This window comes from Pseudarthrobacter sp. fls2-241-R2A-127 (assembly GCF_030209355.1).
In the GTDB taxonomy this organism is placed as follows: domain Bacteria; phylum Actinomycetota; class Actinomycetes; order Actinomycetales; family Micrococcaceae; genus Arthrobacter.
The window spans coordinates 54,007-66,069 of sequence record NZ_JARVSF010000006.1 but is presented as its reverse complement, the minus strand read 5'-3'; the positions used below and the strand labels follow the sequence as shown (position 1 = coordinate 66,069).

Here is a 12,063-nt window from a genome sequence, read left to right as displayed (position 1 = left end):
GGTCTGCCAAGACCCGTTTCATCAGGGCCCTCGCTACGGCGCCGGGACCGCGCTTTGATGGACAGCATGCCCCACGAAACAACTGCCAGCAGCACCAGCCGGCCGCAGGAAACCCGCGGCCGTGAGCATCACCCGGCACACTGGGGAGGCGTCTTTGCGATGTCGCTGTGCGTCTTCGCCCTGATCGCTTCCGAATTCATGCCCGTCAGCCTCCTCACGCCCATGGCCGCCGAGCTCCGGGTCTCCGAGGGAATGGTGGGGCAGGGCATCGCAATCTCCGGCCTGTTCGCGGTCCTGACCAGCCTGTCCGTGTCCACGCTGGCAGGCAGCCTGAACCGTAAGACGCTCCTGCTCGGACTCACGGCGCTGATGGCGGTCTCCGGCGCCCTGGTGGCCATGGCGCCGGGCTACCTGCTCTTCATGGTGGGCCGGGCGCTGATCGGCGTGGTGATCGGGGGATTCTGGTCCCTGTCCGCCGCCAGCGCCATGCGGCTGGTGCCGGCCCACCAGGTGGCCCGCGCCTTGGCCATCTTCAATGGCGGCAACGCGCTTGCCACGGTCCTGGCCGCTCCGCTGGGAAGCTACCTGGGCGCCGTCGTGGGCTGGCGCGCAGCCTTCTTTTGCCTGGTTCCGCTGGCCGCGGTGGCCTTGGTGTGGCAGTGGATTGCCCTCCCGTCCATGACGGTGGACAAGCCGCGGGAGTCCGGCAGCGTGCTGGCCATCTTCGCCGCGTTCAGGAACCGGACGGTGGCCTGGGGCATGGCCGCCTGTGGTTCCTTCTTCATGGGTCAGTTCGTCCTGTTCACCTACATCCGCCCGTTCCTGGAACGGGTGACTCGTGTTGATGCGGCCACGGTGTCCCTGGTCCTGCTGGTGATAGGCGTGGCAGGATTCGCGGGCACCATGCTGATCGGCCGGTTCCTGAGCAAAGGGCTCTACCGTACGCTCGCCATCCTTCCCGCGCTCATGGCCGTCATTGCGGCACTGCTCGTTCCGGCCGGGAGCTGGATTGCCGCCGTGGTGGTTCTCCTGGGCCTGTGGGGCCTGCTGTCCACGGCCGCGCCGGTGGGCTGGTGGAGCTGGATCGCCGAGGCCATGCCGCACGATGCCGAGGGCGGCGGCGGCCTGATGGTGGCCGTGGTACAGACCTCGATCGCCATCGGCTCAACGTTGGGCGGTGTGCTGTTCGACTCCGCCGGTTACGGCGGCACCTTCCTTGCGAGCGCAGCGGTTCTCTTGGCCGCCGGCGTCCTGGCGTTCGTGACAGCCCGGGCCACTCGCCGGTCGGCGTGACCAACAGATTTCCAGTTAACCGAATCAACAGGAGGAGACCATGAAGTTCACCAAGAGCGGCGGCCGGACCGGCGCGGGGCCCAAGGACTGGTTCACCGGGACAGTGCAGATCGACGGGATCCGGAACCCCGATGGGGAGTCGGCCATTGGGTGTGCCCACGTCAGGTTCGCGCCGGGCGCCCGCACCGCCTGGCACCACCATCCCAAGGGCCAGACCCTCTACGTCACGGACGGCATCGGGCTGGTGGCCCGGCGCGGCGGAACGGTCCAGGAGATCCGTCCGGGCGACGTGGTCTACATCGAGCCCGGCGAGGAACACTGGCACGGCGCCACCCCGGAGCGGTTCATGGCGCACATCGCCATGCAGGAAGCCGACGCGGACGGCCAGGTGGTCACCTGGCTCGATCACGTCACCGACGAAGAGTACGGGGCTTAGTCCCTGGTCCCGGCACGGGAGAGCGGACGACGCCGGATCAGTCCGCCGTCGTCCGCTCTCCTGCTCGCGGGGGAGGGTCAGTCGTCGTAGGTGTTGGCGATGTAGACATCGCACGGGGCGTTGTGCGCCACGCTGTTGGCGACGCTGCCCAAGAGCCGGCCGATGCCGCGCATGCGGCGGTTGCCCACCACGATCAGCCGGGCGTCCAGGCGGATGGCTTCCTTGATCAGGGAGTCGGCGGGCTTGCCGCGGGCAGCGAAGTGGGTGACTTCCACCCCCGGACGTGACCCAACCAGGGATTTGGCCACGAGCTCCGAGCTGTCCGCGTTGGAGATCCGGACCTTGTCCGAGCCCACGCCGAACGTTTCGGCGCTCTCGGTTTCAAATGCTGTCACCACATGCAGGGATGCTCCCAGCGATTCCGCCAGGCCCAGGGCAACTTCGGCTGCCTTCCGTGCCGATGCGCTGGCATCCACACCTACTACGACTACTCCACTCATGCGTTGGGGTCCTTCCCTCGTGCCGACGTAATTCGTCCACCTGCCAGTCTAGGGAATCCGCCGTGGGGACGCCCGTCAGTGCATCCTTCCGGAACACGGTCCAGATCCGGAGGAGGAACCGCAACCGGCGTTCACGGGACTGGACCGGCCCTCAGGATGCGGCTCCGGGCCCCTTGCCGCGCCCGAACAGGGTGTTGCCGATGCGGGTGAGCAGATTCGGTTCCCTGCCCGGATCGATGACGGTGGCCGTGGCGGAGAAGTCCGTTCCCCAGTCGGCCACCGGGTAGCGCCTGTTGTTCCAGTCGACCGATCCGGAGCCGGGGTGGTAAAGCGGCGGCTCCACGGCTTCCGCACTAAAGATGTCCCACATCCAGCCGGGGATCCGGTCCGCTGTCCGGGGGTAGGCGAGGAGTTGCCGGGCCCAGAGCGCGGCATTGGCCGGCTCCGCACCGGGGTACCAGCGGCCGTCGTCCAGTTTCTTGAGAATTTCCTCATCAAAAAGTTTGAGGGTTCCGGCGCGGTCCGGGTACACGTGCACTTCCGCCGTGGTCCAGGTGCCGCAGCCGGGCTCGTAGGCGCGGCTCCGGTGTTCATCCAGCCATACGATCAATCCCTCGTAGGAGAACTCTTCCTTCCGGTCCTCAAGATCGCGGAGCGGGCCGCCGCCAGCCGGGCGGAGGTAACCGTGGCCCAATGTACTCGATCCCCGGTGGACCGGGACCTGCACCACCTCCCGCGCGCCGCGGGCAAACCCGGCAGGTCCAAAGGCCTCGCGGGTGAGCAACTCGAGCCCCTCGGTTACGAAGGGGTCAGAACGGAGATCATGCACGGGGCGGTACCCACTTTCCTGGTGAGGTGTACTGGCCGGTCAGGCCCGCACGTGGCCTTGCGCGGTGTCGGCGATGTTCTCGGTGACCGCCCAGGACGCGAGGAGCTTGAGGGCTTCCTCGGAGGGGCTGCCAGGGGTGGCGGGATACACGGTGAGGGTATGTCCGGGGTCCTCCTCCAGCCCCAGCACCTGGTAGTTCAACTCCAGGAGCCCCACCACCGGGTGCTGGAAAAACTTGGTGCCCGCGTAGTGGCGCCGGACGTTGTGCGCGGCCCACAGGGTGCGGAATTCGTCGCTGCGCATGGACAGTTCACCGATGAGTTCGGCGATGCCCTTGTCATGGGGGCTGCGGCCGGCCTCGCGGCGGAGGATGGCCACGTTGGTGTTGGCTGCCCGGTCCCAGTCGGTGTAGAAATTGCGGGCGCGCGGGTCCAGGAAGATGAACCGGGAGTGGTTTGCCGGCCGCGACGGGGTGCGGTACATGTCTGAATAAAGGGCGTAGCCCAGGGTGTTGGCAGCCACTATGTCCAGGCGGTTGTTGCCAATGAAGGCAGGTGCGCCCGTGATGGCGTCCAGGAGGAACTGCAGTTCCGGCCGCACCGCCGCGGACACGGAACCACCGGCGCTCGCAGCCCGCTTGCGTCCGGAGGTGTTGGCCGCCCGGGCGAGATCGTAGAGGTGGTCGTGTTCGGCCCGGTCCAGTTCCAGGGCACCGGCAATGGCATCCAGGACGCTGTCCGAGACGCCGCTGAGGTTGCCCCGTTCCAGGCGCGTGTAATAGTCCACGCTGACCCCCGCCAGGCGGGCCACCTCCTCGCGCCGCAGTCCCGGGACCCGGCGCCGGCCGCCATACGGTTCGATGCCTGCCTGCTCGGGGGTGATGCGTCCGCGGCGGGAGGAGAGGAACTGCCGTACCTCGGCTCGGTTATCCATAGGGTCCACGTTACGACGAACGGCATAACGCCAAGGAGGTTCTGCCAGAACCAGTTTCAGCAAGGCCCTCGCCAACGGCCCACGGCAGGGCTTTGATGGGACTATCCGCTTTCAGCCTTTCACCGTTTGGAGGACCACAGCATGCGCGCAACCATCATGCACGCCCCCGGAGACGTCCGGGTCGAGGACCGTGACAAGCCAGCCATCCAGCGGCCCACGGACGCTGTCATCAAGCTCGTGGCCGCCTGCGTGTGCGGATCCGATTTGTGGCCCTACCGCGGCGCTGACAAGCTGGCCCGGCCCCAGCCCATGGGCCACGAATACGTGGGCATCGTCGAAGAAATCGGCGCCGACGTGAAGAACGTCCAGCCCGGCCAGTTCGTGGTGGGTTCCTTCATCGCCTCCGACAACACCTGTGAGATTTGCCGCTCCGGCTACCAAAGCGGCTGCGTCCACCGCCAGGGCGTGGGCGGTGCCCAGGCCGAATACCTGCGCGTCCCGCTGGCGGACGGCACGCTGGTGGCCGCCCCGGAAATGCCCGACCACGAAAAGATTCCGTCCCTGCTTGCCGCCTCCGATGTCCTGGGCACCGGATGGTTCGCCGCAAAGGCTGCCGAGGTGGGCCCTGGCAAGACCGTAGCGGTGGTGGGCGACGGCGCCGTGGGGCTTTTGGGGGTCCTCGCAGCACAGCGGATGGGCGCCGAAAGGATCATCGCCATGTCCCGCCATGTCAACCGGCAGGCACTGGCACGTGAGTTTGGTGCCACGGACATTGTGGCGGAGCGCGGTGATGCGGGAGTGAAGAAGATCAAGGAACTGACTGGCGGGCTTGGCGCGCATTCCGTGCTCGAAGCGGTGGGCACGCAGGAGTCGATGCTGCAGGCCATCCATGCCACCAGGGCAGGGGGCCACGTAGGCTTCGTGGGCGTCTCACATGATGTTGCGCTGCCCGGCCGGGACCTGTTTTCATCGCACGTTCACCTCCACGGCGGGCCGGCTCCGGTCCGGCAGTACCTGCCGGAGCTGATCGACCTGATCCTCCGCGGCGAAATCAACCCCGGAAAAGTGTTCGACCTCGAACTCCCGCTGGACCAGGCCCCGGAAGCGTACAAGGCCATGGACGAACGCCGCGCCATCAAGGTCCTTCTTCGGCCCTGACCGGGTGATGCCCATGGGGTCAGCCAAAGGTAGGACTCCCAAGACCAGTTACAACAGGGCCACCCTGGCTGTGCCCACATACAGGGTTTCACCAGGGAAGCCCTTGTAGCATTTAGTTATCCCCCAACAGATCAGAGGAGAACCATGACTACCGTCAAGGCTTATGCATCCCCGTCCGCTACGGAGGACCTGGTGGCTACCACTATCGAGCGCCGCGAAGTGGGTCCCCACGACGTCCTGATCGACATCAAGTTCGCCGGCATCTGCCACTCGGACATCCACACGGTCCGCGGCGACTGGGGCCCGCAGCAGTACCCCCTGGTTCCCGGCCACGAGATCGCCGGCATCGTCACCGAGGTGGGCTCAGAGGTGACCAAGCACAAGGTTGGCGACCGCGTTGGCGTTGGCTGCATGGTCAACTCCTGCAAGGAATGCGTCAACTGCCAGAAGGGTGAGGAGCAGTACTGCCTCAAGGGCAACGTTGGCACCTACGGCTCGGTTGACCGCGACGGCACCATCACCCAGGGCGGCTACTCCACCCACGTTGTGGTGACCGAGGACTTCGTCGTCACCATCCCCGAGGGCATCGAGCTGGACGTTGCCGCACCGCTGCTGTGCGCCGGCATCACGACCTTCTCCCCGCTGCGGCACTGGGGTGCCGGTCCCGGCAAGAAGGTCGCCGTCGTTGGCCTCGGCGGACTGGGCCACATGGCCGTCAAGCTCGCCCACGCCATGGGCGCCGACGTGACGGTCCTGTCGCAGTCGCTGAAGAAGCAGGAAGACGGCCTGAAGCTGGGCGCCGACCACTACTACGCCACGAGCGACGAGAACACCTTCTCCGATCTCGCCGGCTCCTTCGACCTGATCATCAACACCGTCAGCGCCTCGATCGACATCAGCTCCTACCTGGGACTGCTGAAGCTGGACGGTGCCATGGTCAACGTTGGCGCCCCCGCCGAGCCGCTTCCCGTCAACGCCTTCGCGCTGATCGGCGGACGCCGTTCCTTCGCCGGTTCCATGATCGGTGGCATCCGCGAAACCCAGGAGATGCTCAACTTCTGCGCCGAGCACCACCTGGGCGCGGAGATCGAGGTCATCCCGGCCGAGAAGATCAATGAGGCCTACGAGCGCGTCCTCGCCTCGGACGTCCGGTACCGCTTCGTGATCGATACCGCCACCCTCTAAGGCACCAGAACGTGCGGCGGGCCGGCTCCGAAAGGGGCCGGCCCGCCGTCGTGCTTTAACCCGCCGTCGTGCTTTGGAAAGCGAACGACGGCGGGCCACGCCTTACGGCCCCAGGGCCGCCAGGATCGACGCGGCCGGGCCTGCCATGGTGGTCCGGTAGTTGATGCCCGCCCACAGGTTCAGCCCTTCCGGATCCCCTGCGGCCGCCGCGGCGGCACGCAGGGGAGTGGTGAGGTGGTGGATTTCCGGGTAACCGTAGGGGGCGTCGGCGTCGTGGCGGCGCATGAACGCGTTGTACAGTCCGCGGGCATTGCGGCCGGAAAAAGCCCGGGTGACGGCGGTGGTGGTGAAATGCTCCGGCGTTGCCAGGGCCGCCCGGTGCGCCGGTTTGGTTCCCGCTTCGTCGGCGCGGAGGAATGCCGTGCCGGCCTGCACGGCGACGGCACCGGCGCTGAGGGCGGCCCGCGTTTCGTTCGCGGTGGTGATCCCGCCTGCCGCAACCAGGGGTACTTCGAGGTCGGACAGCTCCTCGAGGATCCCGTGCAGTGGCACTTCCGGAGGGGCGCCGGCCGCGTCGAAGGTGCCCCGGTGGCCGCCGGCTTCCGGCCCCTGGACGCACAAGGCATCAGCGCCCCGGGTAAGCGCCTGGAGGGCCTCTTCACGGCCGGTCACCGTGGCCATGACGTACACGCCGCGTTTCTTCAGGGCCTCAATAATGTCGGCGCCCGGAAAATCGAAGGTAAAGGACACCACGGCCGGTGCCAGGTCCAGCAGGACTTCGAGCTTCCTGTCCCAGTGGTCATCGTCGTGCCGTGGATCCCCCAGTGCGACGCCGAAGTGTTCAGCGTCGGCGGCAAGCGAAGCGGCATAGCGCTGCAGTGCCTCGGGCCTTATGACGGACGGCTGGGGTACAAAGAGGTTGACGCCGAAAGGTGCGCCCGTATGTTCCCTGACGGCTTCAATTTCGGCGCGCATCACGTCCGCAGTCTTATACCCGGCGGCCAGGAAACCCAGCCCGCCGCCGGCGCTGACGGCAACCGCCAGTTCAGGAGTGGACGGCCCGCCCGCCATGGGGGCCTGGATGACGGGCAGCTTCAGGGACCTGGGACTGAACCGGCGTGGTTTCCGTTCGCTGTTCAACTAATCCCCCTTGGCCGGCTGCGCATACCTGACGAATGCTACGCCCGTCCGCGTTCCGGCACGAAGCCGGGGGGATCAGGCCGGCGGGGACCGTGCCGTTTAGCCGTGCCGGCTTCCGGCCGGAACCGGATCAGCCGCGGCAACCCGTGCCACGGTGACCTTGACAGAGACCTCTGCCGGGGCCAGGTGCTTCCGGACTGCGGCGGCAACACCGCGGACCACGTCCGGCGTCCGGGCCGCCGCGCTGACCCCCACCCGCACAGTGACCTCCGTGCGGCCGTCGAGGTCGCGTACGTCCACCAGTTCGCCGTCCTCCGGCTCCGCGCCCGGGCGCTGCAGCACTGACATGGCGCGGGCCGGAAGACGCTGCCAGAGGCTCCGCGCGGGAAATACTTCCGTGACGCCGTCCACCGCCATGATGACGTTCTTCAAAGGTGTGGTCACTGTTCCTCCCGGGGAGCATCGATGACGTCGGTGATGGTGATGTCGATGGCCGCAATGTTCAGTTCCGTATGACGGGCCAGCGCGTCGGCCACATCCTGCCGGAGCGACGCCGCACTGTCCAGGAGGTGCCGGCCGAACAGGACGGCGAGGTCCAGGCGGACGGTCACGGGCTCTCCCGGGACCGTGACGTCGCCGTCAAGCCGCACCCGTCCGGCGACCGCCCCTGGCAGGTTGTCCGCCACGGACCGGACCAGCGCAATGACTGCCCCTTCCGTTTCGGACAAACTGTCAGCGGGGTCCTCCGACCGCAGCGGAATGGTCCTTCCCGGCCGCAGTTCCAGGGTCAGGTTCGCCAGGATGTCCTTCATCCAGTCGTCCGTGCCGCTGCCGGCCGCGGCAACGTCGCTGGCGAACAACTCGTTGCCGGCAGCGGACAGCCGGCGGAGGGAATCGAGGCCGTTGCGGCACTCCGGGCAGGATTGCAGGTGGGGCGGATCGGCAAATTCGCCGGTGTCCAGGTAGAGGCTGAGTTCCTCCAGTGTGTGGCCGCACTCGAAAGTATCGTGGGGCATGCTCATCGCCAATCCTCCATTTCGCGGACCAATGCAGTCCTGGCACGGGCAAGCCGCCCCCGGACACTGGCTGGGCTGATGTTCAGCGTTTGCGCAATTTCTTCATAGCTCTGCCCGTTGATCTCTTTAAGGATCCAGCAGCGCCGCTGCTCTTCGGGCAGGGTTTCCAGGGCGGCTTTCAGTGATTCAATGCCCGCGCCGGCTACTGCGGTTGTCTCCGGCCCGGCTCCGGGAGCGACAGTGTCCGGCGGTGCGTCTTCCTCTCCGCCGGCCAGGCTGGAGTGGTTCCGGCGTCGGCGCAGCAGATCGATGCTCCGGCTGCCCGTGAGCCGCAGCAGCCAACCTTTCACAGCTGCCGGTTCCCGCAGGGTGTCCATTTGCTTCCACGCCTGGACCAGCGCTTCCTGCACGGCATCGTCGGCGTCAGCGTAGGAGCCTGTCAACCTGCGCGCGGAAGCCCGCATGTGTGGGCCGTAACGCCGGGCGAGGGCCTCGAAGGCTGCCGTATCGCCGTCGGCGGCCCTGCCCACCAAAATGGCATCGGGGACCACGTCCAAGTGGTCCCGCATCAAGGGTGAACCTGTCACCGAACCCTGCTTTCACTGGCGGCGCGAACGCCGGACGCGCGGCAGGCAGGTCCGCGGACCGCCGGGACGGTACCGCGGGCCTGCCGCTGGGATTGGCTAGTCTTTGCTGAAACCTTCTTTGACCTTGGCCGCAGCTTCCTTGAGGTTGCTGCCGATGCCCTTGGCGGCATCCTTGACCTTTTCGCCAGCTTCCTGAAGCTTCGCCTGGGCCTGGTCACGCTGGCCCTCGCGCTCCAGTTCCTCGTTGCCGGTCAGCTTTCCGGCACCTTCCTTGGCGGCGCCGAGGTGGTTGGTGGCCGCGTTGTTGAGCTTGTCGTCGAGTCCCATGATGATGTGCCTTTCTGTCGTGTTCGGTTTCTTGCTAGCCCGCGCGCAGTGCCCGGGCCAGTTTGGTCCTGGTTCCAGTTCCTATTCGGACCAGGACGTCGTTGCGATGGCCCAGGAGCGCATCAATGGCGCTGACCAGTTCCTCGGCCACGTCCGCGACCTCCCGCGGGGAGGCGCCGCGGCGTGCCTGAAGGGTCAGGCGCAGGGAGGTGCGTGCGGTGTCTTTCGAGCCGCGCCGGCGCCATGCGGTCAGGGAGCTGCCGACGACGGCCCTGTTGCCTTCCAGCGCTGCTTCCACGGCTGCCGCCAGATAGGAGACGTCCACAGCCGTATCGCCCAGTTCCGCGTCGTCCTGCCGTGCCGCCGTCCTGGTCCGGCCCCCGCCTTGACGGGACAGCCAGAAGATGGTGATGATGGCCCCGAGCAGCAGCACCGCGGGCACTGCCATAGCCCACCAGCTTCCCAGCGGTTCCGGCGACGGTGCTGTCTCCCGCAAGCGCTGCCATGCCGTCAACGCAGTGCCGGCAATTGTGGTCCAGCCCGCGCGGACATCGGCATTCAGCCCGGCGGCCGCCACCAGGATCCCCGTGCCGGCGAGCACCACCCCGGCAAGGGCCAGGAAGGACCGGTTCAGTGCCCTGTTCGTGTTGTTCATCGTCCTACTGCCCCTTCCACGGCAATGGACACGTCCGCGGCCAGGTTCCTGGCAAGCCGGCAGGATGCGACTTCCCGCGCTGCCGCCTGGGTGAGGGCTTCCCGGTCAAGGGGCCGGCCCGACGTCGGCCGGACCGACACGCGGGCGTGGCGGCGGCCTACCGTTGTGCTCACCTGCTCCGGCGCCAGGTTCGCGGCGAGGCGCACTTGGCGTGAAACGGCGGCGGCGATTGCTTCGTCATCCACCACCAGTGCGAGGCGTTCGCTGTGCATGGCCCGGCGCCCCCGGCGGCCGCCCTTGACGGCAGCCACCAGAAGCACGGCACCGAGCACCGCCGCGGCTGTGCCGGCAGCCGTCATCGCGGCGGGTTGCACCGCCTGGGGCAGGTCTTTGATGGCAGTCGCCATGGCATCGGGGCTGGCCACCAGCGGCCCACGCCCCATCAAAGCGAGGACGCACTCAGCCCCCAGCCACAGGAAGCCGGCGAGCAACAGCACGGCAGTGGCCACGGACAGTCCGGTGCGCGATGAGTGCGTCTCCCTCCGGAGCATCCGCTTTTGCATGCGGCCCTGGTTCATGGTTACCTCCCGTCCTGTTCCTGTGCACGGTCCGTGCGGGCTTCCTTCGCCGCCCGCGATGCCGCGGTGAGCCGGAGGTTGATCCGGCCTATCTCCATCCCGGTGATCCGCCGCCCGGCGAAGGCGATCCTGAGCCGGGCAATGTTTGCCTGCTCGAAGGTGGAGTGTTGCTCCCTTCCCTCCGGTGCCGAGGCCAGGAGTTGGGGAACCGGGAGCCGCATCTGGAGATCGACCCCCAGTTTTCCGGCATCGTCCCGGACTGCGGCGGAGACGTCGTTCCGCGGGATGCCATACGCGCCGGCGGCCACGGTTTCCAGGGTGTGCCGCAGGGCAGCCGGTGCGATCCGGGTGTGGCCCCGGCGGGTCACGACGACGAGCGCCGGCCGCGCAGGGCGTCCAGCACGGCGCCGAGGTCCAGTTGCCCCTCGGCCGCCCGGCCCAGGACCGCGCCGATGGCCATAAAGATGGCAGTCAGCAGGAAGCCCCAGAAACCGAAGGCCAGGGCTGCCGCGGCCAGTACGGCCCCGGCTGCCGTGCCGGCGACGACGGGGGTCATGCGACCCTCGGCTCGCGCTCGGCGTCGTCCGTGTCGTCGCCCTCGGACGGGACGTGGATGTCGGTGATGGTGATGTTGACCTCGGTGACTTCCATGCCCACCAGGTCCTCCACTGCCGTGTAAACGGCGTCGCGGGCGCGGTCGGCTACCTGCTGCAGGGGGTGCGGGTACTCAACCACCAGGGTGACATCCACCGCCACCTGGGTCTGGCCGACCTCAACGCTGACGCCCTGGGTGAGGTCCTTCTGTCCAACCTTCTCGCGGAGGGTGCCGATGGCGCGGGCTGCGCCGCCGCCCAGCGCGTACACGCCGTCGATCTCCTGGATGGCGATGCCGGCGATCTTTGCCACTACGCCATCGGCCACCGTGGTGCGTCCGCGGCCGTCCTCGCCGTTGGCGGGGGACAGTTCATGGCCGGGGGCGGCAGCTGCCTTCTTCTGCTGGACTGCTGCAGGGTTCTGCGCCTGGGTAGTCATTGCGTCACTCCTTGTTTGTTCTGGATAAGGGTTCCAAGGGCGCGGTGTGCGCCTTCACAAGTAAGGACGGTGCCAGGGCGGAAAACGTCACGCAGTTCTTGGTGTGACCCCTGTCACACCTGACTGAGGGCATGAAAAAGGGGAGCGGACGGCGCCGGGAGGTCCCGTCGTCGTCCGCTCCCCTGGCGGGCTGCTTAGGCGGCCACCAGGGCCGCTTCGTCGCCGCGAACGCTCAGCGTGAACGTGTTGGGGCCGCTGCAGGTGACAGCGATGCGGCAGGCGGTCGTGTTGTGGCGGGTGGAAAGGTCCGTCACTGCGGAGTCGAGGGTCTCGTGGAAAGAAGCCCGGTCCCAGATCTTCAGCGTTACGGATTTGGCAGCGTTAAACGTCATTG

Annotated in this window: 18 protein-coding genes; 4 read left to right on the top strand and 14 right to left on the bottom strand. The window is 67.4% G+C overall.

The window, feature by feature from the left end; genetic code table 11:
• The first annotated feature begins 66 nt into the window (after nucleotides 1–66).
• Both QRN53_RS03470 and QRN53_RS03465 read left to right on the top strand, forming a co-directional pair.
• Nucleotides 67–1,293 (top strand): MFS transporter, encoded by a 1,227-nt coding sequence (locus tag QRN53_RS03470; RefSeq protein WP_285242630.1) that lies wholly within the window; start codon nucleotides 67–69, stop codon nucleotides 1,291–1,293.
• Nucleotides 1,294–1,333: 40 nt separating this feature from the next.
• Nucleotides 1,334–1,729, top strand: a complete 396-nt coding sequence (locus QRN53_RS03465; protein ID WP_285242629.1) for a (R)-mandelonitrile lyase — start codon at nucleotides 1,334–1,336, stop codon at nucleotides 1,727–1,729.
• A 77-nt stretch (nucleotides 1,730–1,806) separates the two neighbouring features.
• Here QRN53_RS03465 and QRN53_RS03460 read toward each other — a convergent pair whose 3' ends face one another.
• The 3 genes from QRN53_RS03460 to QRN53_RS03450 all read right to left on the bottom strand — a co-directional run bounded on the left by QRN53_RS03460 (nucleotide 1,807) and on the right by QRN53_RS03450 (nucleotide 3,991).
• Entirely contained in the window at nucleotides 1,807–2,229 is a 423-nt protein-coding gene (locus QRN53_RS03460) for a universal stress protein (protein WP_285242628.1), read from the bottom strand.
• Between the two features lie 151 nt (nucleotides 2,230–2,380).
• Nucleotides 2,381–3,058, bottom strand: coding sequence for a hypothetical protein (locus QRN53_RS03455; RefSeq protein ID WP_285242627.1), 678 nt, complete (start codon nucleotides 3,056–3,058; stop codon nucleotides 2,381–2,383).
• A 39-nt stretch (nucleotides 3,059–3,097) separates the two neighbouring features.
• Nucleotides 3,098–3,991: a helix-turn-helix transcriptional regulator gene (locus QRN53_RS03450; RefSeq protein WP_285242626.1), complete on the bottom strand. Its 894-nt coding sequence runs from the start codon at nucleotides 3,989–3,991 to the stop codon at nucleotides 3,098–3,100.
• 141 nt (nucleotides 3,992–4,132) lie between these two features.
• Between QRN53_RS03450 and QRN53_RS03445 the strand changes: the two genes are divergently transcribed.
• Nucleotides 4,133–5,149 carry a zinc-dependent alcohol dehydrogenase family protein gene (locus QRN53_RS03445; protein ID WP_285242625.1) on the top strand — a complete coding sequence of 339 codons (1,017 nt, stop codon included), beginning with the start codon at nucleotides 4,133–4,135 and terminating at the stop codon, nucleotides 5,147–5,149.
• A gap of 144 nt (nucleotides 5,150–5,293) precedes the next feature.
• Entirely contained in the window at nucleotides 5,294–6,334 is a 1,041-nt protein-coding gene (locus QRN53_RS03440; protein WP_285242624.1) for an NAD(P)-dependent alcohol dehydrogenase, read from the top strand.
• 102 nt (nucleotides 6,335–6,436) lie between these two features.
• Here the strand turns inward: QRN53_RS03440 and QRN53_RS03435 are convergent, their stop codons facing one another.
• From QRN53_RS03435 to QRN53_RS03385, 11 genes are all read right to left on the bottom strand, one after another.
• Nucleotides 6,437–7,474, bottom strand: a complete 1,038-nt coding sequence (locus QRN53_RS03435; protein WP_285242623.1) for a nitronate monooxygenase — start codon at nucleotides 7,472–7,474, stop codon at nucleotides 6,437–6,439.
• Between the two features lie 99 nt (nucleotides 7,475–7,573).
• Nucleotides 7,574–7,918 (bottom strand): hypothetical protein, encoded by a 345-nt coding sequence (locus QRN53_RS03430; protein ID WP_285242622.1) that lies wholly within the window; start codon nucleotides 7,916–7,918, stop codon nucleotides 7,574–7,576.
• Nucleotides 7,915–8,490 carry an FmdB family zinc ribbon protein gene (locus QRN53_RS03425; protein ID WP_285242621.1) on the bottom strand — a complete coding sequence of 192 codons (576 nt, stop codon included), beginning with the start codon at nucleotides 8,488–8,490 and terminating at the stop codon, nucleotides 7,915–7,917. The genes QRN53_RS03430 and QRN53_RS03425 overlap by 4 nt, the downstream gene beginning before the upstream one ends.
• Nucleotides 8,491–8,492: 2 nt before the next feature.
• Nucleotides 8,493–9,059, bottom strand: coding sequence for an RNA polymerase sigma factor (locus QRN53_RS03420; RefSeq protein WP_285242759.1), 567 nt, complete (start codon nucleotides 9,057–9,059; stop codon nucleotides 8,493–8,495).
• A 114-nt stretch (nucleotides 9,060–9,173) separates the two neighbouring features.
• A complete protein-coding gene (locus QRN53_RS03415; RefSeq protein WP_285242620.1) occupies nucleotides 9,174–9,404 on the bottom strand; it encodes a CsbD family protein in 231 nt (76 codons plus the stop codon).
• 34 nt (nucleotides 9,405–9,438) lie between these two features.
• On the bottom strand, nucleotides 9,439–10,059 hold the full coding sequence (locus QRN53_RS03410; RefSeq protein ID WP_285242619.1) for a hypothetical protein: 621 nt from the start codon (nucleotides 10,057–10,059) through the stop codon (nucleotides 9,439–9,441).
• On the bottom strand, nucleotides 10,056–10,637 hold the full coding sequence (locus QRN53_RS03405; protein ID WP_285242618.1) for an Asp23/Gls24 family envelope stress response protein: 582 nt from the start codon (nucleotides 10,635–10,637) through the stop codon (nucleotides 10,056–10,058). The genes QRN53_RS03410 and QRN53_RS03405 overlap by 4 nt, the downstream gene beginning before the upstream one ends.
• Before the next feature lie 2 nt (nucleotides 10,638–10,639).
• Entirely contained in the window at nucleotides 10,640–11,005 is a 366-nt protein-coding gene (locus tag QRN53_RS03400; RefSeq protein ID WP_285242617.1) for a hypothetical protein, read from the bottom strand.
• Nucleotides 11,002–11,193, bottom strand: coding sequence for a DUF2273 domain-containing protein (locus QRN53_RS03395; RefSeq protein WP_285242616.1), 192 nt, complete (start codon nucleotides 11,191–11,193; stop codon nucleotides 11,002–11,004). The genes QRN53_RS03400 and QRN53_RS03395 overlap by 4 nt, the downstream gene beginning before the upstream one ends.
• Nucleotides 11,190–11,669 (bottom strand): Asp23/Gls24 family envelope stress response protein, encoded by a 480-nt coding sequence (locus tag QRN53_RS03390; RefSeq protein WP_285242615.1) that lies wholly within the window; start codon nucleotides 11,667–11,669, stop codon nucleotides 11,190–11,192. The genes QRN53_RS03395 and QRN53_RS03390 overlap by 4 nt, the downstream gene beginning before the upstream one ends.
• 194 nt (nucleotides 11,670–11,863) lie before the next feature.
• Nucleotides 11,864–12,061, bottom strand: a complete 198-nt coding sequence (locus QRN53_RS03385) for a hypothetical protein (RefSeq protein WP_285242614.1) — start codon at nucleotides 12,059–12,061, stop codon at nucleotides 11,864–11,866.
• Nucleotides 12,062–12,063: the final 2 nt, after the last annotated feature.